The organism is Spirosoma koreense (genome assembly GCF_054777875.1).
On sequence record NZ_BAAHAC010000002.1, the window covers coordinates 401,040 to 426,636 of the forward strand.

At 51.5% G+C, this 25,597-nt stretch carries 20 protein-coding genes; 4 read left to right on the forward strand and 16 right to left on the reverse strand.

Annotation, left to right across the window (positions count from 1 at the left end; translation table 11 throughout):
- Window positions 1-48 precede the first annotated feature (48 nt).
- Both ACYVC2_RS02330 and odhB read left to right on the forward strand, forming a co-directional pair.
- Entirely contained in the window at window positions 49-2,820 is a 2,772-nt protein-coding gene (locus ACYVC2_RS02330; RefSeq protein ID WP_461100666.1) for a 2-oxoglutarate dehydrogenase E1 component, read from the forward strand.
- 67 nt (window positions 2,821-2,887) lie between these two features.
- Window positions 2,888-4,546: a 2-oxoglutarate dehydrogenase complex dihydrolipoyllysine-residue succinyltransferase gene (gene odhB, locus ACYVC2_RS02335; RefSeq protein WP_461100667.1), complete on the forward strand. Its 1,659-nt coding sequence runs from the start codon at window positions 2,888-2,890 to the stop codon at window positions 4,544-4,546.
- A gap of 280 nt (window positions 4,547-4,826) precedes the next feature.
- On the opposite strand, the gene ACYVC2_RS02340 is transcribed toward odhB, so the two are convergent.
- The 10 genes from ACYVC2_RS02340 to eno form a co-directional block, all read right to left on the reverse strand.
- Window positions 4,827-6,083, reverse strand: a complete 1,257-nt coding sequence (locus ACYVC2_RS02340) for an MFS transporter (protein ID WP_461100668.1) — start codon at window positions 6,081-6,083, stop codon at window positions 4,827-4,829.
- Window positions 6,084-6,182: 99 nt separating this feature from the next.
- Window positions 6,183-7,487: a Gfo/Idh/MocA family protein gene (locus tag ACYVC2_RS02345; RefSeq protein ID WP_461100669.1), complete on the reverse strand. Its 1,305-nt coding sequence runs from the start codon at window positions 7,485-7,487 to the stop codon at window positions 6,183-6,185.
- 162 nt (window positions 7,488-7,649) lie between these two features.
- A complete protein-coding gene (locus ACYVC2_RS02350) occupies window positions 7,650-8,420 on the reverse strand; it encodes a 3-ketoacyl-ACP reductase (RefSeq protein WP_461100670.1) in 771 nt (256 codons plus the stop codon).
- Window positions 8,417-9,862, reverse strand: a complete 1,446-nt coding sequence (locus tag ACYVC2_RS02355) for an oxidoreductase (RefSeq protein ID WP_461100671.1) — start codon at window positions 9,860-9,862, stop codon at window positions 8,417-8,419. The genes ACYVC2_RS02350 and ACYVC2_RS02355 overlap by 4 nt, the downstream gene beginning before the upstream one ends.
- The gene (locus ACYVC2_RS02360) at window positions 9,859-11,241 is read right to left on the reverse strand and encodes a glycosyl hydrolase (RefSeq protein ID WP_461100672.1); all 1,383 of its coding nucleotides are present in this window, start codon (window positions 11,239-11,241) and stop codon (window positions 9,859-9,861) included. The genes ACYVC2_RS02355 and ACYVC2_RS02360 overlap by 4 nt, the downstream gene beginning before the upstream one ends.
- A gap of 144 nt (window positions 11,242-11,385) precedes the next feature.
- Window positions 11,386-11,487 (reverse strand): element excision factor XisI family protein, encoded by a 102-nt coding sequence (locus tag ACYVC2_RS02365; RefSeq protein ID WP_461100885.1) that lies wholly within the window; start codon window positions 11,485-11,487, stop codon window positions 11,386-11,388.
- Window positions 11,488-11,533: 46 nt separating this feature from the next.
- Complete coding sequence (gpmI, locus tag ACYVC2_RS02370) at window positions 11,534-13,111, reverse strand: 2,3-bisphosphoglycerate-independent phosphoglycerate mutase (protein WP_461100673.1); 1,578 nt, start codon at window positions 13,109-13,111, stop codon at window positions 11,534-11,536.
- Window positions 13,112-13,163: 52 nt separating this feature from the next.
- Entirely contained in the window at window positions 13,164-13,673 is a 510-nt protein-coding gene (locus ACYVC2_RS02375) for a low molecular weight protein-tyrosine-phosphatase (protein ID WP_461100674.1), read from the reverse strand.
- A 105-nt stretch (window positions 13,674-13,778) separates the two neighbouring features.
- The gene (locus ACYVC2_RS02380; RefSeq protein ID WP_461100675.1) at window positions 13,779-14,090 is read right to left on the reverse strand and encodes an FtsB family cell division protein; all 312 of its coding nucleotides are present in this window, start codon (window positions 14,088-14,090) and stop codon (window positions 13,779-13,781) included.
- Window positions 14,091-14,165: 75 nt separating this feature from the next.
- Entirely contained in the window at window positions 14,166-15,446 is a 1,281-nt protein-coding gene (gene eno / locus ACYVC2_RS02385; RefSeq protein WP_461100676.1) for a phosphopyruvate hydratase, read from the reverse strand.
- A 272-nt stretch (window positions 15,447-15,718) separates the two neighbouring features.
- Between eno and ACYVC2_RS02390 the strand changes: the two genes are divergently transcribed.
- Together ACYVC2_RS02390 and recA are read left to right on the forward strand one after the other, a co-directional pair.
- Window positions 15,719-16,216 carry a hypothetical protein gene (locus tag ACYVC2_RS02390; RefSeq protein ID WP_461100677.1) on the forward strand — a complete coding sequence of 166 codons (498 nt, stop codon included), beginning with the start codon at window positions 15,719-15,721 and terminating at the stop codon, window positions 16,214-16,216.
- Between the two features lie 175 nt (window positions 16,217-16,391).
- On the forward strand, window positions 16,392-17,486 hold the full coding sequence (gene recA, locus ACYVC2_RS02395) for a recombinase RecA (RefSeq protein ID WP_461100678.1): 1,095 nt from the start codon (window positions 16,392-16,394) through the stop codon (window positions 17,484-17,486).
- A 348-nt stretch (window positions 17,487-17,834) separates the two neighbouring features.
- On the opposite strand, the gene ACYVC2_RS02400 is transcribed toward recA, so the two are convergent.
- The 6 genes from ACYVC2_RS02400 to uvrA form a co-directional block, all read right to left on the reverse strand.
- Window positions 17,835-19,118, reverse strand: coding sequence for a citrate synthase (locus tag ACYVC2_RS02400; protein ID WP_461100679.1), 1,284 nt, complete (start codon window positions 19,116-19,118; stop codon window positions 17,835-17,837).
- Window positions 19,119-19,356: 238 nt separating this feature from the next.
- Window positions 19,357-20,604, reverse strand: coding sequence for a metal-dependent hydrolase family protein (locus ACYVC2_RS02405; protein ID WP_461100680.1), 1,248 nt, complete (start codon window positions 20,602-20,604; stop codon window positions 19,357-19,359).
- A 53-nt stretch (window positions 20,605-20,657) separates the two neighbouring features.
- Window positions 20,658-21,062, reverse strand: coding sequence for a hypothetical protein (locus tag ACYVC2_RS02410; protein WP_461100681.1), 405 nt, complete (start codon window positions 21,060-21,062; stop codon window positions 20,658-20,660).
- Between the two features lie 20 nt (window positions 21,063-21,082).
- Window positions 21,083-21,472 carry a hypothetical protein gene (locus ACYVC2_RS02415; protein WP_461100682.1) on the reverse strand — a complete coding sequence of 130 codons (390 nt, stop codon included), beginning with the start codon at window positions 21,470-21,472 and terminating at the stop codon, window positions 21,083-21,085.
- Window positions 21,469-21,867: a hypothetical protein gene (locus tag ACYVC2_RS02420; RefSeq protein WP_461100683.1), complete on the reverse strand. Its 399-nt coding sequence runs from the start codon at window positions 21,865-21,867 to the stop codon at window positions 21,469-21,471. The genes ACYVC2_RS02415 and ACYVC2_RS02420 overlap by 4 nt, the downstream gene beginning before the upstream one ends.
- Before the next feature lie 43 nt (window positions 21,868-21,910).
- A complete protein-coding gene (gene uvrA, locus ACYVC2_RS02425; RefSeq protein ID WP_461100684.1) occupies window positions 21,911-24,763 on the reverse strand; it encodes an excinuclease ABC subunit UvrA in 2,853 nt (950 codons plus the stop codon).
- Between the last annotated feature and the right edge of the window lie 834 nt (window positions 24,764-25,597).

A 25,597-nucleotide genomic window follows, 5' to 3' on the forward strand; every position in this document is an offset into this window, starting at 1 on the left:
TGGGCGATACGCTACCTTTGTGGGTCAAAACAACGACGCGCCCCCGTCATGGATCAGTATTCATATATCGCCAATTCCGACGCGGCTTACGTCGATCAACTGTATCAGTCTTTTAAGCAAGACCCTCAGTCAGTTGACGAAAGCTGGCAGCAATTTTTTAAAGGATTTGAATTTTCATTAGCCTACGGCGAAAAAGCCAACGGTAAAGCCAATGGCGTCAGCACAAACGGCGCTTCGAGCAATGGTCACGCGATCAGCTCGAAACCGGTGGATGCCTCACATGCCGAAAAAGAAGTTTCGGTCGCCAGCCTGATCAAAGCTTACCGTTCCCGGGGCCACTTACTGGCGAAAACCAACCCATTAAAAGCACGGAAAGACCGGCAGCCCCGTGTCGACCTACCCGATTACGCCCTGTCTGATGCCGACCTGGATACCGTATTCGAATCGGGTAAGCTACTGGGCATTGGCCCCGCTACCTTACGGGTCATTATGGAATCGTTGCGGAAAATTTATTCGGGCGACATTGGCTTCGAGTACATGTACATCCGCGAACTGGACGTTAAGAACTGGCTGCGGAATAAAATCGAGAAAGAAGCTCTCGTTTTCGAGCCTACGCTCGATGAGAAGAAGCGGATTCTGGAAAAACTCAATGAGGCAACCGTTTTCGAGAACTTTCTGGCAACCAAATATTTAGGCCAGAAACGATTCTCGCTCGAAGGGGGTGAAGTAACGATTCCGGCGCTCGATACCATCATCAGCCAGGCCGCCGACATGGGCGTCGAAGAGGTGATGATCGGAATGGCACACCGCGGTCGTCTGAACGTGCTGGCCAATATTCTTGGCAAATCGTACGAGTCGATTTTCGATGGCTTCGAGGGGAACGTACCCGACCAGGTTCATGGCGACGGCGACGTGAAATACCACCTCGGCTATTCGAGCCTGACCGAAACCAAATCGGGGAAACAAATCAGCGTGAAACTGGCCCCGAATCCTTCTCACCTGGAAGCCGTCAATCCCGTAGTCGAAGGGTTTGTTCGGGCACAGGCCGACGAAGAATACAACGGCGATTTCAGAAAAATTATGCCTATTCTGATCCACGGCGATGCAGCTGTGGCAGGGCAGGGTATTGTTTATGAAGTAACACAAATGGCGAAACTGGCGGGGTATCAGACCGGCGGAACCGTCCATTTTATCATTAACAACCAGATCGGTTTCACCACCGATTTCGAGGATGCGCGTTCCTCGATTTACTGCTCCGATATTGCTAAAATCGTGGATGCTCCAATTTTCCACGTCAACGGCGATGACCCGGAGGCCGTTATTTTCTGCGCGAAACTAGCCGTCGAGTTCCGGGAGAAATTCAACCGGGACGTGTTTATCGATATGGTTTGCTACCGGCGCTACGGCCACAACGAGTCCGACGAGCCGAAGTTTACGCAGCCGACGATGTACAACATCATCGATAAGCACGCGAATCCACGCGAACTGTACAAAGACCTGCTGATCCAGCGGGGCGACGTAGATGCCGAACTGGCTCAGCGCATGGACACCGAGTTCAAGAAACAGTTGCAGGATCGGCTCGACCGGGTGAAGCAAAAAGAAGAAATTCCATATAAGCCGCTTCGTCTGGACCTCGACTGGGCCGAACTCCGGTTCAGTGAGCCTTCCGACTTCGAGAAATCGCCCGAAACGGGGGTTGCTGCCGACACGCTGGCCACGATCGGTCAGGCATTGGTCAACGTACCGGAAGGTTTCAAGCCGTTGAAGCAGATTGAAAAGTTGCTGAAAGATCGGCAAACGATGCTGACCGACACCAAACTGGTGAACTGGGGCACGGCCGAGCTGCTGGCCTACGGTTCGCTGTTGCTGGAAGGGAAGCCGGTTCGCCTGAGCGGACAGGATGTGCAGCGGGGTACGTTCTCGCACCGCCACGCCGTCCTGCATGATGCTGAAACGAACAAAACCTACTCTTCGCTCGACTTCATTCAGGAAGGACAGCAGAAGTTTCAGGTCTATAACTCACTTCTGTCGGAATACGGCGTACTCGGATTTGAATATGGCTATGCCATGGCAAATCCGCATGCGCTGGTGATCTGGGAAGCGCAGTTCGGTGATTTCTCGAACGGCGCACAGCTTATCATCGACCAGTTCATTGCCGCTGCTGAGTCGAAATGGGGTATTGAAAACGGCGTGGTGCTGCTGCTGCCACATGGTTACGAAGGCCAGGGCCCTGAGCACTCGAATGCCCGCCCGGAACGGTATCTGCAGCTTTATGCGGAGTACAATATGGTCGTTGCGAACGTAAGTACCCCCGCCAACCTGTTTCATATCATGCGTCGGCAATTGGCTTGGCCATTCCGCAAACCGCTGGTGATTATGTCACCGAAGTCGTTGCTGCGTCATCCAAAATGCATTTCTCCGCTGGAAGACCTGACGAAAGGTTCTTTCCAGGAAATCATCGACGACAGTTATGCACAGGAGAAAAAAGTGAAGCGAGTGCTGCTCTGCACGGGTAAAGTCTATTACGATCTGCTCGAAAAACAACAGGCCGATAAGCGCGACGACGTAGCTATCGTGCGCCTGGAGCAGATTGCCCCCTTGCCGAAAACCCAGTTGGATGCTATACTGGCTAAATACAGAAAGGCTGAAGTAATCTGGGTACAGGAAGAGCCCCAAAATATGGGCTACTGGTCGTATCTGCTGCGTATTGGCTTAACTCTGCCGATTATTTCGCGGAAAGCGGCTGCTTCGCCAGCTACGGGTTACCCCAAAATTCATACCCAGGAACAAGCCGATATCGTTCGGAGAGCGTTTGAATAAAAACAAGTCAATGGTCGCCGGTGGTTAGTTGCTGTAACTGACCACCGGCGACTAACTACTAACACATATGGCCGTTGACATGAAAATTCCTCCCGTGGGGGAATCCATTACCGAAGTAACCGTTGGCACCTGGTACAAGAAAGAAGGTGATCACGTAAAAATGGACGATGTTCTTTGCGGACTCGACTCTGACAAAGCGACATTCGAATTAACGGCCGAAGCCGATGGTATCCTGCATATTCTGGCGCAGGAAGGCGACGTACTGCCTATTGGGGCCAGCATCTGTACCATCGACGCTGGCGGTAGTGCGCCTAGCCCAACGCCTGCCCCGGCAAAAGCGGAAGCCCCAGTTGCACCAGCTCCTCAGCCTGCTTCTGAACCAGCACCCGCGCTGCAATCGGTAGCGGAGCCCGTTCAGGCTCCCGTTGCTCAATCCTCGAACGGGGCTGCGGCAAGTGTAGTCGAAATGAAAGTTCCAGCCGTGGGTGAATCGGTTACGGAGGTAACCATTGCTTCCTGGAGCAAGAAAGATGGCGATCAGGTAGCTCTGGATGAAGTGCTTTGCGAACTCGAATCCGACAAAGCGACGTTCGAACTACCCGCCGAAGCTGCCGGCATCCTGCGTATCGTTGCGCAAGCAGGCGAAACCCTGCCGATTGGCGCCCTGATTGCCAAAATTGAAGTGGGCGCTGGTGCTACGGTTTCCGCATCGACACCTGCATCAGTTCCTCAGCCAGCTGCCAGCGCACCGGCCTCGGAAGCCCCCGCTTCGAATGGACAGAACGGCTATGCCGCTCATTACCCATCGCCGGCAGCCGCTAAAATCCTGGACGAAAAAGGCGTTAATGCCCAGCAGGTTCAGGGAAGTGGCGTTGGTGGACGGATTACGAAGGAAGATGCGCTGAAAACATCACCCGCACCGGCCCAACCCGCTGCTCCAGCTCCTGCGGCTTCCCAAGCACAAGCCGCGCCAGCAGCGGCTAAACCCCAGGCTCCGAGCTCTGAGCCCGCTGCCCCCAAAGGCGACCGGAACCAGCGTCGCGAAAAATTGACCTCGCTGCGCCGGACGATTGCCCGTCGGTTGGTAGCTGTGAAAAATGAGACGGCAATGCTGACGACCTTCAATGAGGTCGATATGAAGCCGATCATGGATCTGCGGAATAAGTACAAAGACAAATTCAAGGAGAAACAGGGCGTGGGGCTTGGCTTTATGTCGTTCTTCACGAAGGCGGTTTGCATTGCGCTGAAAGATTTCCCGGCGGTAAATGCACAAATCGATGGTGACCAGGTCATTTACAACGACTTCTGCGACATTTCGATCGCGGTTTCGACCGAGCGCGGACTGGTTGTCCCTGTCATTCGTAATGCCGAGCAACTGAGTTTCGCTGGTATCGAGAAAGAAATCGTTCGGCTGGCGGGCCTGGCTCGCGACAACAAGCTGACCATCGAGCAGATGACCGGGGGTACGTTCACGATCACGAATGGTGGTATCTTCGGGTCGATGCTGTCGACGCCGATCATCAACGCTCCCCAATCGGCTATTCTGGGTATGCACAACATCGTAGAGCGGCCGGTCGTCCTAAACGGAGAGATCGTCGTTCGTCCGATTATGTATCTGGCGCTGTCGTACGATCACCGCATCATTGATGGTAAAGAATCAGTGAGCTTCCTGGTTCGGGTGAAACAGATTCTGGAAGACCCCGCCCGGATTCTGTTCGATATGTAGTTCTTATTAAAATCCTTTACGAACTTCCCGAGAGTGTTAAGCTCTTGGGAAGTTTTGTTTTAGAGGGTAATTTTTTTGTTTACATATAGACACGGGTAGCTTACTAGCGTGGCTAGTTGACCCGAGAACCGAAGAAGTTTGAACCTACCGGACAGACGGCTCGGTTAGTATTGTTAACGGCTTTGACAACAGCCTGTCGGGTGAGGATGTACTGCCCGAATTTTCGTTCGACTTACGGCTATTGCGGTGATAATAGTAGCGCGGATGGGAACCCTCGCTACTATTCTTCAATATAGTCCAGATCTTTCCTGAACGTCTCGGCCAGAAAAGTCAGAGCTATCAACGCAACGACTATTGTTAAAATCCCTACCGTTAGCGCGCTATAGATCGTGCCAAAAGCCGGTTTCAGCTGAATAAACAGGGCGCTGAGCGGGATGGTGGCCCCACGAACAAAATTGGGTACGGTTGTGGCGACGGTAGCCCGGAGGTTGGTCCCGAACAGTTCGGCGGCAATGGTCACAAACAGCGTCCAGTAGCCGTTGGCGAAGCCGAGGCAAACGCAAATGGCATAGAAAAGGGTCAGGTCGCTAACGGGGGCAAGCAGATACACCAGCATAAAGACCAGCGAGAGCAACATAAATAGCCGAATTACTTTTTTGCGGCTTTGCATCGACTGACTCAGAAACCCGCTGACCAGATCACCAGCTACCTGCCCTGAAAAACTTAGCATCACCGCTTTTCCCGCTACAACCGGAGCACTCAGGCCAAGCGCTTTCCCAAATTCTGGCGAGAAGGTGATCAGAATCCCCACAACAAACCAGATCGGTAGGCCCACCAGAATACACTGAACGTATTTGGCAATGCGCTTTCGGTCGGAGACGAGCATCAGGAGACTACCCCGGGACACGACGCGCTGGCGGGTTTTCATGAAGATACCGGACTCCAGCACGTTCACGCGTAAGATGAGCAGCAGCAGGCCCAGTCCACCACCGATAAAGTAAGAAATCCGCCAGTCGAACAGATCGGCGATAAAATAAGCCAGAATGGCTCCCAGCACGCCCATCGTGGCAACGAGCGTCGTGCCGTAACCGCGAATTTCCTTCGGCAACACCTCCGTAACCAGGGTGACGCCTGCCCCCAGTTCGCCCGCTAAACCGACGCCGGCAATGAAGCGCAAAAGCGCATACTGGTTGAGCGAAGTTACCAACCCGTTGGAGATATTGGCCAGCGAGTAAAGCAGAATCGAGCCAAAGAGGACTGAAAGACGCCCTTTTTTATCCCCTAAAATACCCCAGAAAATTCCACCGATCAGCATACCAGCCATTTGTGTATTGAGCAGATAAATACCTTCGCTCAGGAGCCGATCGCCTTCAACGCCAAGCGCTTTCAGGCTGGGTACCCGTACCACGCTGAACAAAAACAGGTCATACATATCCACCAGATAACCAAGGGCGGCTACCAGTACCGGAATTTGCAGAAGCTGGCGGATGACGGGTTGGTTCGTTGGGGTTGGTTCAGGAATAGTGACTGGCTTCATGGAGTCGGAATTAACGTTTCTTCGGCTGTACGACCACGCTTATCCTGTCAGTTCGTTAGCTGGATACCAGGACAAGCGTGGCAGAGTCAATAGCGTAGGTTATACCTTTTCGGGTACCAGGAACGGTGCGCGGTATTTGCGGGTCAGCATCTGGTTCGCTTCTTTGTCGCCAACGAACACTTCGTTCTTCGGGTCGAAATGCAGCGTACGTCCTAGTCGGTAAGCGATGTTGCCCAGATGCGCAATGCCCGAAGCCAGATGTGCGGTTTCGACGGGGCCGTTCTGCTTTTTGGTATCCCGCGCCCGAACCGCTTCGATAAAATTCGCGTAGTGATCTCCGCCTGCTTTACGGGCGGGTCCGGGCGTGCGCTCCTTGCCTAAAAAGGTTTTGTAATCGTCATAACCGTTGATAACCATATAGCCTTTGTCACCATAGAACAGGTTACCAATTTCAACCCCGTCTTCTTTGTTTGTCATCCAGGGCCGAACCTCAAACTCAATGACCTTTCCTTCTTTCGGGTATTTATAAATCGAGGTAAGGGTTTCGGGTGTTTCTTTACAGTCCTTCCAGAGAAATTTCCCACCGGCCGAGGTGATTTCTTCGGGTAACCCTACGTTCAGGCCCCACATGCAGAGATCCGTTTCGTGAATGCCCTGGTTACCAATGTCGCCGTTGCCGTAATCCCAGAACCAGTGCCAGTTGTAGTGAACGTAGTTTTTACTGAAGTCTTTCGTTTGCGCGGGTCCCTGCCACAGGTTCCAGTTCAGTTCGGGCGGTACGGGCGATTTCCCCTGATCGCCAATGTCGGGCCGCCATTTATAGACCAGACCCCGCGCCATGTACACATTGCCGATCAGCCCGTCGCGCAGGTGCTTGATCGCTTCCTGAATGGCTTCTGAACTCCGTAGCTGAACCCCGTGCTGAACAATCCGATTGTAGCGATGGGCTGCTTCGACCAGTTTCCGGCCTTCATACAGGTTGTGTGCGCCCGGCTTTTCGACGTACACATCTTTCCCGGCCTGACACGCCCAGATGGCCGCCAGCGCATGCCAGTGGTTTGGCGTGGCAATGCTCACCGCGTCGATATTTTTGTCTTCGTAAACCTGTCGCAGATCGGCAATCGTCTGAACTTTCCGGTTGTATTTTTTCTCAAACTCTGCAGCCCGTTCCTGAAGCACATTACTGTCGACATCACAAAGGGTAACCACTTCCACATCTTTCAGCCGGGAGAATCCCTGAATATGATCTTTTCCGCGACCGTTCAGGCCAATAACGGCCACCCGAACGCGGTCATTCGCGCCAAAGGCGTGGGCAGGAATGTAGGTGGGCATGCCCAGAACGGCCAGAGAGCCTATGGCTGTCGATTTGATAAATTTTCTTCGGGATTCGGTTTGGGGTTCCATGGCTGGCTGTTGGGTTGGAATAAATAAATGAATAATGGATAATGTACAATGGATATTCTAATTCCGATTTTTAGCATTATCCATTCTTTATTTTACATTATTCATTTCAAAGAGGAAATACATCTAAAACTAATCTAGAACTACGGCCTGATTACCAAAATCTTATAACCGGGGGATCGTCATACCGCCGTCCACCATGATTACCTGTCCGGTCGAATAGGGAAAGCTGCCCAGTGCAAGCGCGGCAACCGCCCGGCCCACATCGTCGGGATAGCCCCAGCGTTTCTGGACGCTCAGGCCATCAGCGATCAGCTTATCGTATTTTGCCGTCACGCCCGCCGTCATATCGGTCTGAATAATGCCCGGCCTAACTTCGTAGACCGGAATATTGAATTCGCCCAGCCGAGCGGCAAACAATTGGGTTGCCATGCTCACACCCGCTTTGGCGACGCAATATTCTCCCCGATTTACCGACGCTACCGTAGCCGAAACCGAGGAAATATTGATGATACAGCCCGTGAAGGTAGCGCTGTCGGCTTGCTGCTCGATCATCCAGTTAGCAACAGCCTGAGTTAGAAAATACGGCCCCTGCAAGTTGGTCGACAGCACGTGCTGAAAACTCTCTTCGGTCGCTTCCAGAATATCCCGACGCTCTTTAGGCGCCACACCCGCGTTGTTCACCAGCACATGCAGCCGTCCGAAATGGTCTTTTACCGTCTCCAGGATCGTCCTGCGATCGTCCCGCGAAGCAACATCACCGGGGCAGTAGATGACCTCGGCCCCCAGCGCCCGTAACGCATTCAATGCATCGGCCACCAGTGCTTCGGACCGAACCCCGTTAATCGCCAGGTCGAATCCCGCTTTGGCCAGGTGCTCCGCAATGCCGTAGCCAATGCCTCGACTACCGCCCGTTATCAACGCTACGTTTTTCACAGGCTCTCTTTTATGGCTTTAAGCGCGTCGGCTTCAGGGCTTTTCTTGTAGAGCGTATCGAGCGGATAGCATCCCGAAATCAGACCGTTCCGCGGGGCCGTCGTACAATCCGAAAACGTCCGGCAAATCTGATTCCGGACCAGCGGCCGACTGGCGGCCATATCAGCCGGCATAGTCGGATAGGATAATACCATTCGCCCAAAACCGATGCTGTCGGCCATATGATGCTGCAGTACGTACTGTGCCACGTTCGGAAGCCACTCCTGCAAATACGAATAGCCTGACCCGATAATGACCAGTTCAGGAAAAGCCTGTTTCAATTCATGTGTCACATCTATTTGCCGCTTTACACCCAGCAGTGGGTCTTCCGGCGGCAGGTAACCGTCTGAAGGCGGAAACAGGGCCGGACGCATCAGGTGCGGGTTGTAATAAGGACTACCGCCGGTAACACAAACCAGCTGTATACCAAGCGATTGAGCCAACGCTAAAAACGCTTTCGTCTCGGTCAGGTCGACTTCTATGCCGTTGTCTTTTCCTCCGAACGCAAACGGATACTGTTCAGCAGGCTCGGGCACACCCGTACCCGCAGGCCCTTTTTTGAACGGAAGCATATCGAACGCGCTCAAGCGAATACCGATTTCAAGCCCCGGCGCAGCCTGACGGATACCGGCCACAATGGTTCGCAGGTAGCGCGTTCGGTTCTCGAACGAACCGCCATATCGACCTTCGCGGCTTACTGCACTCAGGAACTCGTGCCCCAGATACCCGTGGCAATGCTTGACGTCAACGAAATCGAAACCCGCTTTTTGAGCCAATACAGCCGCTTCCACATACTGCTCGATGATTCGGTCGATATCGTCGTCCGTCAACACCGGATAGTCGGCAGGCATGCCGAATTTGCTGTTTAGGAATGGGTGACTATACAGAATTTTCGACTCAAATTTTTTATGGCTGCTGGGTTTGCAGAACCGTCCGGAGTGGGTTAGTTGGAGCCCGATCAGCAAATCGTCGGTGTTGCCAAACGCTTCGGTATGTTCTTTCAATAGTAACTGACGCAGCTCGACAAAATCAGCGAAGGTTTCGTTGTTCAGCACCAGCTGATTCGGATTAGCTTTGCCCGCGTGACAAACTGCTACGGCTTCGCAGCCGAACAACAACTTCGCCCCGCTGATAGCAAATTTCTTCCAGCGGTTTCGGGTAAAGTCGGTCGGTCGGCCATCCGTCGTACCGTCCCAGCCTTCCATCGGCAAAATGCAGAACCTATTCCCGATCGTTTTGCCCGACTTAAGCGGAATCAGCCGATTGAACGGACTCTCAGCGGGTGGTAATAGCGTCTCATCAAAGGGCAGGTCAATGCCGTTCTTCGACAAATAATTCCGCAAATCGTTGGCCGTTTTTAACTGAGCCATGCGGGGAAACTGGGGTTTGTATTTCTCGCTCATCGGGGCAGGCAGTTAAAGAAAGCGTAATAGGGTTCCTGACGAATGATTCGTTGCAGGTACAGCGCCACTTCCCGAATGTGGTAGTCGCCCCACATACTCGATTCACCATTAGCAATTTTGCTACCCGGCGGTACATAATCCCAGCCATTAGGCTGATGATAGATCGAATGGAGCAACAAGCCCTGATGGTCTGGACTGGTGCTTAGATACGGTTCATCAAGCAGCGTAGTCAGTACCGTTAGACCCGCCTGCCAATAGCGCGCTCCGTCTGCTTCGTTGCCCCTGTCGGTCAGGTATTTTCCCAGGCGCAGAAGCCCCTGAGACCCAATGGCTGCTGCTGAGCTATCCACCGGCTCGAACGCATTGTACGGATCGGCCGGGCGGTCGAGATAATCACCCAGCCGATGGAGGTTTGGCGCGCCCGTATCCCAGTAGGGTATCCCATCGGTGGGCGTATGCTCAATATAAAAATCACAGGTTGCCCGGGCCGCTTTCAGCATATACGCTTCGATGGCATCGCGCCCGCCAAAGGCCTCCAGTTCCGTATCGGCACGAGTCGCCAGCCATTCCAGTTGTTCAGCAAAGCCGCACATAGCCCAGGCTAGTCCACGCGTCCAGGTCGTGAAGCCCGAATAGCCCTGCTGCGAGTTGGGACACCGGAAGTTGCCATCTTTCACATTGAACACGCTTTCGTGCGCCGTACGTCCCCACAAATCATAAGAGTCACGTCCTTCGCCGTAGAATACGGAGTAATCGGCCGTGGCTTTGATGTGCTGCAAGGCCCGTTCCAGCAAACTGATCTTTATATCGCCTTCGCCCTGAAACACATGCCCGAGCGCGTGACTCAGCACCAGCGCCCGACAGGAGCGGATGGTATCGACAAAAAGAGAATGCGGTCCGTTGAACGAGCTGATGAACCCACCACTCTTGATGGTGGTCCAGCGGCTGGCCTGTACCGCTCCGGAGATTTTTAGCGCCAGTTCATAAAAGTTAGCCTCCCAGTCATTGGCCGGAATGCGGCCCTCGCGCATAAGCCGGAGTAGGTTACCATAGGTACTGACGTTGTTGAACCCGTGATCGTGTACGCCGATATGGCTGATATGCGGAGCCATCACCATCAGGGTTTTCTGTCGGCCCGTTTCCAGAAAGTCGCTTTCGGCCGTCGCATCGAATTGCAGGATAGCCGAGCCGAACTGGAATCCCTGTGTCCATTCGGTCCAGCCTCGGGTGGTATATTTCCCGGCGGCCGTAAAAACAGGTGAACCCTTGCTGACGTCGTACTCTCGCTCGATCAGGCGAATTTTCTGGCCGGACATCTCCCAGAATCGGGTAAGTTTTTTGGAAAGGTCGGTGGGTTGTAAGGAGTTATCAATCTGCATACGGTAAGCAAAGCTGCGTTTTGTCGCTACGACTCCTAAAAGAAGCGACACGGCAATCTACTACTGTAGCCAGACCGGCCAGGTAACACAAAAGCCGCATCCTGAGTTAACAGGAGCGGCTTTTGTTTAAGGATATCACCTCAGCTACGACACAGCAAAGCCGGTGTATTGACGTATGTGTTCAGGGTGAAAACCCAGCACAATATTTTCTCTGGGAACACCCGCTTTGACGAACGCTTCAGCAATTGTGAATAACTATGTCGTGGTATAAATCTCTTGCTGGCATGCTCCATTATCCCTTAATCAGACTCACACCACCCATTTCCGGCGGCTGGGGGATTCCCATGAGTTGAAGAATCGTCGGGGCAATATCGGCCAGTTTACCGTTGTTCAGTTCCGGATGATAGTCTTTATCGACCAGGATACAGGGCACTAAATTGGTCGTATGGGCGGTATTAGGTGAACCGTCGTCATTCGTCATGTATTCCGCATTACCATGATCGGCAATGATAATCGTGGTGTAGCCATGCGCCAGAGCCGCTTCGGTAACTGCCTGTGCACAGGCATCGGCGGTTTCGGCGGCCTTCACAACCGCTTCGAACACACCCGTATGGCCGACCATATCAGTGTTGGCGAAATTCAGGCAGATAAAATCGGTTTCTTCTTTTTCCAGTTCCGGGATGATGGCATTGCGAATATCGTAAGCGGCCATTTCGGGAATCTGATCGTACGTTTTCACCGGTATGGTAATCTCCACGCCCCGATCATCCAGAACAACCATTTCTTTGGGGGATGGACACAGCAGGCGCTTTTCGCCTGGGAAGGGTTCCTCGCGACCACCTGAAAAGAAGAAGGTTACGTGCGGGTACTTTTCGGTTTCGGCAATCCGGATTTGCTTCCGACCGGCATCCGCCACGACTTCACCCAGGGTTTTGCCTAGGTTATCTTTATCGAAGATGACCCTAACATTGATAAACTCGCTATCGTAGTTGGTCATCGTGATGTAATTCAGATTCAGCTTTTTCATCCCCTGCTCCGGAAAATCTTTCTGGGTCAGCGCCTGCGTAATTTCGCGACCACGGTCGGTGCGGAAGTTGAAGCAAAGAACTACATCGCCTTCTTCGATAACCGCTACAGGCGAACCGTCGGGGTTTGTCGCGATAATCGGGGTAATAAATTCGTCTGTAATATCTGCATCGTAAGATTCCTGCAGGGCGTTTGTCAGGTCGACAGGTGACACCTTCCGGCCAATACCCTTTACCATTGCATCGTAGGCTACTTTGACCCGCTCCCAGCGGTTGTCACGGTCCATGGCGTAATAACGACCAATGACACTGGCGATTTGCCCGGTTGTCGTAGCCATATGCGTCTGCACTTCCGTCAGGTAACCAATGCCGCCTTTCGGGTCCGTGTCACGGCCGTCCGTGAAGGCATGAACGAATACATCCGTTAAGCCATTATCATAGGCAATCGATAACAATCCTTTCAGGTGATCGACGTGCGCATGGACACCTCCATCGGACACGAGCCCAATGAAGTGCACTTTCTTCCCATTCGTTTTTGCGTAGTTCAGTGCATCGACCAGGACCGGCTCTTTATCTAGTGTGTGTTCCTCAACGGCTTTGTTCACTTTCACCAGATCCTGGTAAACAACTCGCCCAGCCCCCAGATTCATGTGGCCTACTTCAGAGTTACCCATCTGGCCAGCGGGTAGCCCAACGGCCAGCCCCGATGCTTCCAGGGTGCTGTGCGGGTATTTGGTGAATAGCGAGTTTATAAACGGTGTATTAGCCGCTTCAATGGCCGACACTTCCGGTTTCAGCGGGATACCCCAGCCGTCGAGAATGATGAGAATGACTTTTTTGCTCATGTCTTACGGAGAAAAGACGAACCCGTGAATAGCTAAAGCGCCTGATGCGGCTTCACTCGTTCACTTGGTCAACCGTCAGATTATGTTGTTGAATAATATACGTTAATAGCTGTCGGCAGCAACGCAGGCAGATTTGATAAACCTCCTCAAACACGTCGGGACCTTCGTAATACGGATCAGGCACATCGGGCTGATCGCTTATATCCGGGTCGAATTCCCGCAGCAGGAAAATTGTGTCGGTTGTATGGAGACCCGTGCTTCGGTAATTCAGTTTTTCGATGGCTTCGAGGTTGCGTTCATCCATCGCCACAAAATAATCGAACTGCGCCAGGTCGTCGCCCGTTAACCGACGGGCGTGGTGCGTCAGCGTAAGCCCATGTTCGGCTGCGTTCGCCCGGGTGCGCCAGTCGGGCAGGGTGCCAATATGGTAAGACGACGTTCCGGCAGAATCAGCCTGAATCTGCTTTTCGAGCCCTGCTTCGGCCACCAGTTGCTGGAAAATACCCTCTGCCACAGGCGATCGGCAAATATTCCCTAAACAAACGAAGAGGACGTTCAGCATGGGGTAATGGGCGGGGATAGCAAGGATAGCTCGGGTGGCGGGGGTAGCGAAGATAGCTCGGATTGTACAACTTCCCAGCAACTCCTGCCATCCGTGCAACCCATGCTATTTTTCCAGCGGTTCATTATGTTCATCGACAATTACGAACACATCTTCGCCCGGTTTTTTCATCAGGTAGTTTTCGCGGGCAAATTTTTCGCGAAGGCGCTCGCTCCCCAAGACTTCCTGCCGTTTCGTCTGCACGACTTTGATCTGAGCCTGGTAATATTGGGCATCTTTGTCCAGTTCTCGCAGCTTCCACCAGTTCCGAATCTGGGTAGGCAGGTCATTTGCATCAAAAAACGTCATCCAGACCAGCAGGCCTAAGCCTGTAGCTACGTAGAAATTTCGGCCGTAATGAAGCAGTTTTTGAAGCATGGAGCGTGGGGCAGAGGGCGTAGGGCAAAGGGCAGAGGTTGTTTTACCCCTATGCCCTCTGCCCTTACCCCATTGCTAAAATTTAAGTCCTGGGAAATAAGCCGTTTCACCCAGTTCTTCCTCGATGCGCAGGAGCTGGTTGTACTTCGCCATCCGGTCGGAGCGCGAAGCTGAACCGGTTTTGATCTGACCCGTATTCAGGGCAACAGCTAGGTCGGCAATGGTCGCATCTTCGGTTTCGCCCGAACGGTGCGACATAATGTTTTTGTACGAATTACGCTTCGCCAGATTGACCGTATCGATGGTTTCGGTCAGCGAGCCAATCTGGTTCACTTTCACCAGAATCGCGTTGGCAATGCCTTTGTCGATACCTTCCTGCAGGCGGGTTACGTTGGTTACGAACAGGTCGTCTCCAACGAGCTGGGTTTTGTTATCCTTCAGCAGATCGGTCTGTTGTTTCCAGCCCGCCCAGTCGTCTTCAGCCATACCATCTTCGATCGACAGGATGGGGTATTTGTTCACCCATTCTTTCCAGTAACCTGCCATTTCAGACGAGGTCAGTTTATCGCCCGTCGATTTTTTGAAGTGATAAACACCCGCTTCAGCATCGTAGAACTCCGACGAAGCAGCGTCCATTGCAATCCAGACATCTTCGCCCGGCCGATAGCCTGCTTTCTCGATCGCCTGAATAATGGTCTGAATCGCTTCGTCGTTCGATTTGATGTTCGGGGCAAAGCCACCCTCGTCACCTACGTTGGTAGCCAGGCCCATTTTTTTCAGTACGCCCTTAAGCGTATGGAAAATCTCAGTCCCCATTCGCAGCGCTTCCGAGAAGGTTGGTGCATTGGCTGGCATGACCATGAACTCCTGAAAATCAATGGAGTTGTCAGCGTGCGAACCACCATTCAGGATGTTCATCATCGGCACTGGCAGGGTGTTGGCATTCACGCCACCGATATAGCGATACAGCGGCAGACCCGATTCCTGCGCGGCTGCTTTAGCAGCTGCCAGCGATACGCCCAGAATGGCATTGGCACCCAGCCGACCTTTGTTGGGTGTACCGTCCAGTTCAAGCATAATTTTATCGATCATGCTCTGCTCAAAGACCGAAATACCGACCAGCTCCGGGAAAATCAGTTCGTTAACGTTCGAAACGGCTTTCAGGACCCCTTTGCCTATATACACCTTTTTGTCGTCATCGCGAAGTTCAACGGCTTCGTGGGTGCCCGTCGATGCGCCCGAGGGAACGGCGGCCCGACCCAGGAAACCATTTTCGGTACGGACGTCCACTTCGACGGTTGGGTTGCCGCGTGAATCCAGAATCTGCCGGGCATGAATGCTTTGGATGGTACTCATTGTCAAGAATAAGAAGGATTAATAACGAAATATTCGATCGTTCCGGCGTACCGGTTTATGAGGTTTGACTACCAAGCCATTAGGCCGGTAAGCGAACCAGCCGCAAAGTAACAAAATACAGGGCAAAACTTTTAGAAGAGTACCGGAAAAGACAGTGTTGCCCCGGGTGACTTACCGAATAATTCGGGGTCTAGAAAGACCGCAAACAGAAGTTGTCGGAAAATGTTGTCTATTTGTGTACTGATACACTACCACCAAACCATTTATTACCTATGCGAGGGATTTTATATTTCTTACTGTTCTTACTCGTTGTTTTCGGGGTTCTCTATGCACTCACCGGATGGAGTTATAGCGACGGAGAACGCGCTGGTACGGTCTCTAAATTCAGCCGACGGGGTTTTCTGTTCAAAACCTACGAAGGTGTTCTGAACGTAGGCGGCTTTTCGGGGGAAACCGGCTCTCTGACACCCCAGTATTTTGATTTCTCCGTCGACGACGACGAGGTCGCCAAAAAGATTACTGAGGCTGTCAAATCAGGCCAGCGAGTAACCTTGCATTACGAAGAGAAGATTCTGAAATTCCCCTGGAACGGCGAGACGAAGTATTACATAACCGGTGTCGAACTTGTGGGGCCACCAGCTCGTCCTTACGGCGATACGTCTGCTTATCCGGGGTATCAGCCCGGTCAGGCACAACCGCAGCAAACTCAGCCTCCAACGCAGCAGACAGATCCAGCTCAACAACCGGTTCAAGCCGATTCCATACGCTAACGGATAACGCAGCCGAAGCCCGCTAAAACCTTAACGATCAACGGGTTATATAGCCATTCAAATTGACCCATCCGGTCAGAAAGCGGTCGTGGCAAAAGCCTCAACTATTTCTGAAAACCGTTTGGTTATCCGGTCAATTTTGATTAATTTTATCTGTTTAAACAACCGTCCTAACATGGCAAAATCAGATACGGCGCAAGCCACAGCATCTGCTAATGACAGTAAATTAAAAGCCCTTCAAACGACCATTGAGAAGCTTGACAAAGCCTTCGGTAAAGGCACCGTGATGCGCCTGAGCGAAAGCAAAGTTGTCGACGTCCCGGTGATTTCGACCGGCTCTCTGGGATTAGATCTGGCCCTTGGTATCGGTGGCATGCCCCGCGGTCGTGTCGTTGAGATCTACGGCCCTGAATCATCTGGGAAAACAACGCTGACGATGCACTGCATTGCCGAAGCGCAAAAAGCGGGGGGCCTAGCCGCCTTCATTGATGCCGAGCACGCCTTTGACCGGGTTTATGCTGAAAAGCTGGGAATCGATACCAAAAACCTGTTGATCTCCCAACCCGACAATGGCGAACAGGCGCTCGAAATTGCCGAACACCTGATCAGCTCGGGCGCTATTGATATTTGTGTTATTGACTCCGTAGCAGCCCTGGTTCCTAAAGCCGAAATCGAGGGCGAAATGGGCGAAAGCAAAATGGGTCTGCAGGCTCGTTTGATGTCGCAGGCATTACGGAAACTGACGGGTACGATCAATAAAACCGGTTGCTGCTGCATTTTCATCAACCAGTTGCGGGAGAAAATCGGCGTTATGTTCGGGAACCCCGAAACAACCACTGGCGGTAATGCACTGAAATTCTACGCATCCGTTCGGTTAGATATCCGCCGTATCGGTCAGATCAAAGAAGGTGCTGACAATGTTGTCGGTAACCGTACGAAAGTGAAAGTAGTGAAGAATAAACTGGCCGCTCCGTTCAAAGTTGTCGAGTTCGACATCATGTACGGTCAGGGTATTTCCAAAGTAGGTGAAGTGCTGGATTTGGCCGTTGAGATGGAAATCGTGAAGAAATCCGGCTCATGGTTCTCGTACGGAGCTAACCGGCTGGCGCAGGGTCGTGATGCGGTGAAAGAACTGCTACTCGACAATCCTGAGCTGATGGCTGAACTGGAAGGAAAAATTCGTTCGAAAATCGCCGAAGATGCAGACGCCCTACTCGATCCTGTTCTGGAAGGCACAGCTGACGACGACGAAGGCCTGCTCGACGATTAATTTGCTTTAGTGTAGTGCCGAATCTGGAGATTCGGCTGAGTAAAAACAGGGTAACGGATTTGCTAATCCGTTACCCTGTTTTTTTATGTACGTCAGATGGGTCATCAAGGCTTTGGTACAAACATATGACCTATCACGAAATATATCATCGAAAGCTTCCGCACATCCAACCCTTAGGCGGCACATTCTTCGTTACTACCGCTTATATGGCTCTTTACCAGTGGAACTTGGGCATCACTAAGAAAGGGCGGCTTATGCCAAAGTTGGCGGGAATGGCAGTGGAACTATGTCAAGCACGATTATGATATGTTCTAAGTACCGAAGCTCAGGCTTCGGTACTACACTAATTTACCGATTCTCTAACGGAACAAATTCGCGTAAGGTTGCACCGGTATAAATCTGACGGGGGCGACCGATTGGCTCTTTTTGCTCGCGCATTTCTTTCCATTGAGCAATCCAGCCGGGTAGCCGGCCAATGGCGAACATCACCGTAAACATGTTTGTCGGAATACCCAGGGCACGATAAATAATACCCGAGTAGAAATCGACGTTGGGGTACAATTTGCGTTGGATAAAATACTCATCGTTCAGCGCAGCTTCTTCCAGGCCTTTCGCGATTTCGAGTATCGGGTCATTAACACCCAGTTTGCTCAGTACATCGTCGGCAGCCTTTTTGATGATCTTCGCGCGTGGATCGAAATTTTTGTAGACGCGGTGCCCAAAACCGAATAGCCGGAAGCCCGTTGTTTTGGCATTTTTCGCCATCTCGACGTATTTCGAGACGTCTCCCCCATCGGCTTTAATGGCTTCAAGCATTTCGATCACTTCCTGATTGGCGCCACCGTGGAGCGGTCCCCACAATGCACTGATGCCCGCCGAAATGGACGAGTAAATATTGGCCTGCGACGAACCGACCAGCCGCACCGTCGATGTCGAACAATTTTGCTCGTGATCGGCGTGAAGAATTAGCAGTACGTTCAGCGCTTCGGCCACCACCGGATCCACTTTATACTCTTCGACCGGTAGCGAGAACATCATGTTCAGGAAGTTCGGAATGTAGTCAAGGCTATTTTTCGGGTAATTGACAGGATGGCCCAAGGCCCGCTTATACGACCAGGTGGCAATAGTTGGCAGTTTGGCGATCAACCGAATGATATGCCGGTCGATATCTTCATCTTTACCGCTTTCCAGATCCGGATAAAAGGCACTCATAGCACTTACCAGCGACGCCAGCACGCCCATCGGATGCGCTTTCACAGGAAAACCGTCGAAAATCTTCCGCATGTCTTCGTTGACCAGCGTATGACGGCGAATGGCGGTTTCAAAGGTATTATACTGCTCCTGCGTAGGCAAATCACCGTAGATGAGCAGGTAGGCAACTTCCAGAAACGAGGCTTTAGCCGCAAGATCTTCAATGGCATATCCCCGATATTGCAGAATGCCCTGCTCACCATCCAGGAACGTGATGGCGCTTTTAGTAGCACCGGTATTTTTATAACCCCGGTCTAACGTTACGTAGCCGGTCTGATCACGAAGATTTGAAATGTCGAAGGCTTTTTCATGTTCGGTTCCCTCCAGAGTCGGGAATGAATAGGACTTACCATCGACAGTTAATTCAGCGGAATTTGCCATACAGGGTAGAGTGAATCAGAGGTAATTAATTTAGTAGCAAAGTAAGGATCAGGCTGAAGTTACCACAACCAGGCTGTCCAGGCCGGCCCAACAGACGTAGACGTAGCGAAACGATTCGGGTGAATCCACGCCGGGCGAAATTAGCCCAAAAATCTAAACGACAGATGAAATTGTTGTAAAAAAGCCATATTACATTTCCATTAAGATGTAACAGGAAGACTATACGATAAGTTTTTCCTTACCGCTTATAAAATGCTCCTCCTTTCATCACCGCCCGTATACGACGCAGATCCGTTATGGTTCTGGTCGGATCCCCTTCCAGGGCCACCAGATCGGCCAGCAGACCGGGGCGGATGCGTCCCCGATCGGCCAGATGAAACACATCCGCATTGACAGACGTAGCTGACCGCATCACGTCGAGTGGTTTCATGCCGTAATCGACCATCATGATCATTTCGCGGGAGTTGTCTCCGTGGGCGAATACACCCACATCACCACCGGCGCAGATCATTACACCCGCATCCAGCGCCTGCCTGAAAGTTACTCGCTTCTGCTTAATCCGTTCGGGTTCAGGCTCCTGCCCTTTTTTCCAGCCGCGGTACTGACTGACCGCATCGCCCGCGGCCAGCGTCGGGCAAAGCGCGGTACCATGCTCTTTCATGAGCGCAAAGATTTCGGGGGTTCCGGCATCGCCATGCTCGACCGTTTCGCAGCCACCCAGAATAGCCCGACGCATACCTTCTGCGGTGCTGGCATGAGCAACCACGCCCCGGCCACTGCTTTTAGCCACGTCCACAATGAGCTTAATTTCGTCGACGGTATAGGTTGGACGGGCTTCGGCCATTAGGCCCCAGCGGTAATCGGCGTATATTTTTATGGCATCGGCACCCTTCCCAATCTGTCGTCTGACGGCCTGAATCAATGCGTCGTGACCATCGGCTTCTTCAGCCCCCTGCGGTACTTCGATATCTGCACTAAAGCCCTTGGGGCCGTAACTTCCCGTAGCAATAAGCGCCCGGGTGACGATAACCATGCGTGGCCCTGAAATAATGCCTTTATTGATCGCCTGTTTTAAACCAGCATCATCGTAATCAGCCCCTTCCGTTCCCAGATCGCGCACGGTTGTAAAGCCGGCCAGCAGGGTTTTCTGCGCATGAACCGTGGCACGAGCGGTTCGTAAGGAGCGGGCTTCTTTCAGAACCTGATCATCCCAGGGCGTTTCGTTATACGGATGTAGAAACAGGTGGGAGTGACCTTCGATCAGACCAGGCGTTAATGTAGTTCCTTTCAGATCGACAACTTCAGCACCGGTTGCCGAAATGGAAGAAGCGGAACCGACTGCTTCAATTTTATCATCTTTGATACGTACTACCCAGCCTTCGTGTACGGTTTCGCCATCGAAAACGCGATCGGGCTTTAGCAGGTAGGTCGACTGGGCAAAAAGGGGCAGAGGAAATACGAGGAAGAGAATGTATAGTTTGTTCATGAGACAGGCGATGACGTATCTCAAAACTACACAAAAAGCCGCTTTATGCCGCTCTAACTGCGCCGATTCACAATCGTATCCCACACGCCTTTACCCAGCACCAGAGCAATCAGGCCAGGTAGCAAAATAGCGCCCGCCCGAAATCCGGCCCCCGTCAGTTTATAGATGCCTGTGTTGTATTGAGTGAAGCTCTGAAACAGATAGTAAATCGAGCCTGCCAGCAAAGCAATCAGGATACCCAAAGCGACAGCCTGACTCAATCGGCCCGCCAGCCAGGCTATCAGCCAGCTTACGCCGACTACAATCGAAGCCGTACCCAGCGCTTTTGGAAACGTTTCGATAGCAGTATAATCAAAAAAGAACACTCCAGCCTGACCAATCAGATTGGGGTGTGATAACAGCCAGCCGTCCAGAACGACCAGGATAAGCAACAAAATGTAAAAGAAGGGGTTACGCATGCAAAGAACTCAATTAAAAACTAAAGGATGACATGGGCTGGACCCATTCTAAATTCTATATCAGGTGCAGCAAAAATGTAGGCTTTTTTCACGGCGATACCATACAAATCTATGTCTGTTTCTTCCCATCCCAATTCGCTTGTCACTATTTTACCTTCTGTATAGAATTCGTGACGCAGCAAGATTACCGCTGATATTTTGAGTAACTCTTCTTTAGTCAATATCCGTTGTGCCTGACGTGTTAAGTAATCAAGGGCTTCTCTCTGGTCCTTATCAATCCATTCAGCCGCTATTAATAGATCCCACACAAAAGCATCTTCCCGAAGCGCCAGAGCCAGAAAACTTAGCTGCCCTTTCTCAGCCGTTACCGTTTCAAGCAAGTTTCCTATTTTCTTTAACAATGATTTCATAGCACGTTCATGAGCTTTTTTGTATCGTTCAATATATTCAATACGGTGCTTTGTCTTGCTAAAAATTGAGTTTTATTCAAATAGGTTACCCGATTGTAACGCGACTCAGGATTCCAGGCTTTTACAGTAGACCATTCCAGAAAATGGAATTGTTTAATTTTATTCTCAATGCCTGACAGGTGAAGCAAAATATCTAAATCGTGCGTTTTAAAGCTCAACAAACTGTCAAACTCTTTTCGCGATTCAGGAAACCCGCTCCATTTCATCGTCTTGCAGATTCTCAGCTTAAGTGTAATCTCGATGACATAACCACACGGATAAGCAGCACCATCGAATCTCTTAGCCAGGAATAAGGCTTCGGCGTCAGCCAGACGGGCACTGGCAATACGCTTCAAATCAGCTTTTAATAACACAATTGACAAGATAGAACATATGTCCCTATCCAGCCAGCTCCATTTTCAAAAACTTACCGGTATAGCTTCCCTGTACTTCTGCCACTTTTTCGGGGGTGCCTTCGGCAATGATGTTACCACCTTTGTTACCGCCTTCCGGGCCGAGATCGATCAGGTAATCGGAGACTTTGATAACGTCCAGGTTATGCTCGATAATCAGCACGGTGTTGCCTTTGTCGGCGAGTTTGTTCAGCACGTCGAGCAAGTGAGCGATGTCCTGGAAATGCAGGCCGGTTGTCGGTTCATCCAGAATATAGAGAGTCTTGCCGGTGTCTTTCTTCGACAGTTCCTCAGCGAGCTTTACCCGTTGGGCTTCGCCACCCGACAATGTAGTCGCATGCTGACCGAGGGTAATATAGCCTAAGCCGACATCGTTCAGCGTCTGTACTTTACGAAGAATTTTAGGCTGACTGGCGAAAAATTCCAGCGATTGCTCAACGGTCATGTCGAGCACGTCGGCAATCGATTTGCCTTTGAAGCGCACTTCGAGGGTCTCGCGGTTGAAGCGCTTACCTTTGCAGGTTTCGCAGACGACATGCACATCGGGCAGAAACTCCATCTCGATTTTCTTCATGCCTGCGCCTTCACAATCTTCACAGCGGCCCCCTTTAACGTTGAATGAGAACCGTCCCGGTTTATACCCGCGGATTTTGGCTTCGGGCAATTCGGCAAACAGCGTTCGAATTTCCGAGAACATACCCGTGTAGGTAGCCGGATTTGAGCGGGGGGTTCGGCCAATGGGCGACTGGTCAACCTCAATGACCTTATCCAGGTACTCCAGTCCTTCGACCGTTTTGAACGGTAAGGGCTCCCGCTTCGACTTATAAAAGTGACGATTTAGAATCGGAAACAGGGTTTCGTGAATCAGCGACGATTTGCCGCTACCCGATACACCCGTAATCGTCACCATCCGGCCCAGCGGCAGCTTCAGGGTTACGTTTTTCAGATTATGGCCAGTGGCATTCTTGATTATCAAGAACTTACCATTGCCTTTTCGCCGTTCTGCCGGTACGTCGATAGCCCGCCGACCACTCAGGTAATCGGCGGTCGTACTTCCATTCCGAATAAATTCATCCGGGGTTCCGATGCCAACCACCTGCCCGCCGTGTCGTCCCGCACCCGGTCCAATGTCGAGAATAAAGTCGGATTCAAGCATCATATCCTTATCGTGTTCGACCACCAGAACGGTGTTGCCCAAATCGCGCAGGTTTTTTAGCGAATCGATCAGTTTGACATTATCGCGCTGGTGCAAACCGATGCTCGGCTCATCCATAATGTACAATACACCCACCAGTTGCGTACCGATTTGCGTAGCCAGCCGTATGCGCTGGGCTTCGCCACCCGAGAGTGTACGGAGCGGCCGATCGAGCGTCAGATATTCGAGGCCAATGTCGAGCAGGAAACCGATGCGCTTCCGAATTTCTTTCAGAATTTCTTTGGCAATAATGTTCTGACGGATACTCAGGCGGCTTTCCAGTCCATCGAACCAGAGCGTCAGTTCGGAGATGTCCATGCGGGCCAGTTCCGAGATGTTTTTCTGGTCGATCTTAAAATACAGCGACTCTTTTTTCAGGCGGGCACCGGCACACTCAGGACAGGTCTTTACGACCATAAAGTCTTTCAGCCACTCCTGAATTTTGTCGGTACTGTTCTCCTGTTGCCGCTTCAAAAAGTTGACGATACCTTCGAACTTGAAGCTATAGTAATCTTCACCGGGATATTTTTTCGACGGAACAGTCGCTTCATCTTCTGTCCCGAACATGAGTGCGTATAGCAGATCTTCCGGAAACTTGCTGACGGGTGTCGTTAGGTTGAGCTTGTATTTTTTAAGAATTGCTTCGATCTCCTTAAAAATCCACAACTCCCGATATTCGCCCAATGGGGCAATAGCTCCTCTACTGATACTCAGCGATTTATCTGGAATCACCGATTCTTCTGTGATCTCTTCCACCACACCCAGGCCGTTACAAACCGGGCACGCACCATAGGGCGAGTTAAACGAAAAGGTATTCGGCGAGGGCTCGTCGTAGCTGATTCCCGACTCAGGGTCCATCAGGTTCTGCGAGAAATACACCAGTTGCCCGGCACCATCGAGCATCTGCATGGCTCCTTTTCCCTGTTTCAGTGCGGTCTGTACGGACTGACTTAGCCGGTAGCGATCGTCGGCTTTGGGCACGAGCCGATCGATGACGATTTCGATATCGTGGATTTTGTACCGATCCAGCTGCATTTTCGGCGCAATATCCTGCACTACGCCATCCACGCGAACTTTGGTATAGCCCGTTTTGGCGATTTGTACGAACAGCTCGCGGTAATGCCCTTTCCGCCCTTTAATAATCGGCGCCAGGAGCGTCAGTTTCTGTCCAGCATACTGCTCCAGAATCGTATCGATAATCTGGTCCTGCGACTGCCGTTCCATTTTTCGCCCTGTCAGATACGAAAAAGCCTCTCCGGCACGCGCATAGAACAGACGCAGAAAGTCGTAGATCTCGGTGGTTGTACCAACCGTCGAGCGGGGGTTTTTGGAGGTCGTCTTTTGCTCAATGGAAATGACTGGACTCAGCCCATTGATTTTATCGACATCCGGACGCTCCATGTCGCCGATAAACGAGCGGGCGTAGGCCGAAAAGCTTTCCATGTAGCGCCTTTGGCCTTCGGCATAGATGGTATCGAAGGCCAGCGACGATTTGCCGCTGCCGCTGATACCGGTTACTACCACCAGCTTGTTGCGGGGGATAGTAACGTCAATATTTTTGAGATTATGTTCGCGGGCACCCAGGACTTCAATCTGTTCGTACCCCGTCAGGTCAATATCGGTAAGCCCGGATTGCCGGTCCACTGTTTTTTCTTCCGTCACGTTGGGATGAGCTTATGCTAAAGAACAACGTAAAACGGGCGGGGGTAGTTCTGTGTAGAGACGCAATCCTTTGTGTCTTATTGGCGTCAGCAATAGTCTGATGTACGTATATAACAGCCTCACTGAATACAGGTTTTCCATGACCGATTTCATGATCATGCGCCTGATAGGTGGATTCATCTTTAGGTCTTACACTATTGCTGACGCTAATGAGACGCGAAGGGTCGCGTCTCTACAATTCGTATGGACATTGCTTAGAATATCTCCCCATCGACCGATGCCGGACGCTGAACAAAATTTAAAAAATACGCGACGGTTTCTCCAACCATTGCAATTGAGGTTGATAGGGAAGTCGATACGGCTGGGATGACGAAAAACGGCTATATCTCGCGCAAACTCCTGGTTTTCAGCGTTTAGAAAATCGTACGGGTATAAACGGAGCCGCAAGCCGTGCCAATTGCTACTCAGGACCGTATTGAAGCCGTTCACTGGTAAACCATGTATTTAACATCGGTGCATACTTGGTTAAAAAAGGACTCAGCGTGCCCCAACCATGACCTTTCAAAATTTGTTTCTTTATCTACCAGTTCTAATCATAATCAATTAAAGGAAATGGCTGAATGAGGTAGAACTTTAAATGGACATAACACATCTTCACCGTAATATTAAATCCGAAAGCTTGTTGATTTCGGATTTAATACCTGTAACTGAACTATTTCAAGAAGTTCTTCAGGGCACTCCGTCGTAAAAATTTGATTTACTGTGTTTTACCTAAAATGTTCATTTGTCCAATAACGCTGAGTCCTTGTCTTAGCC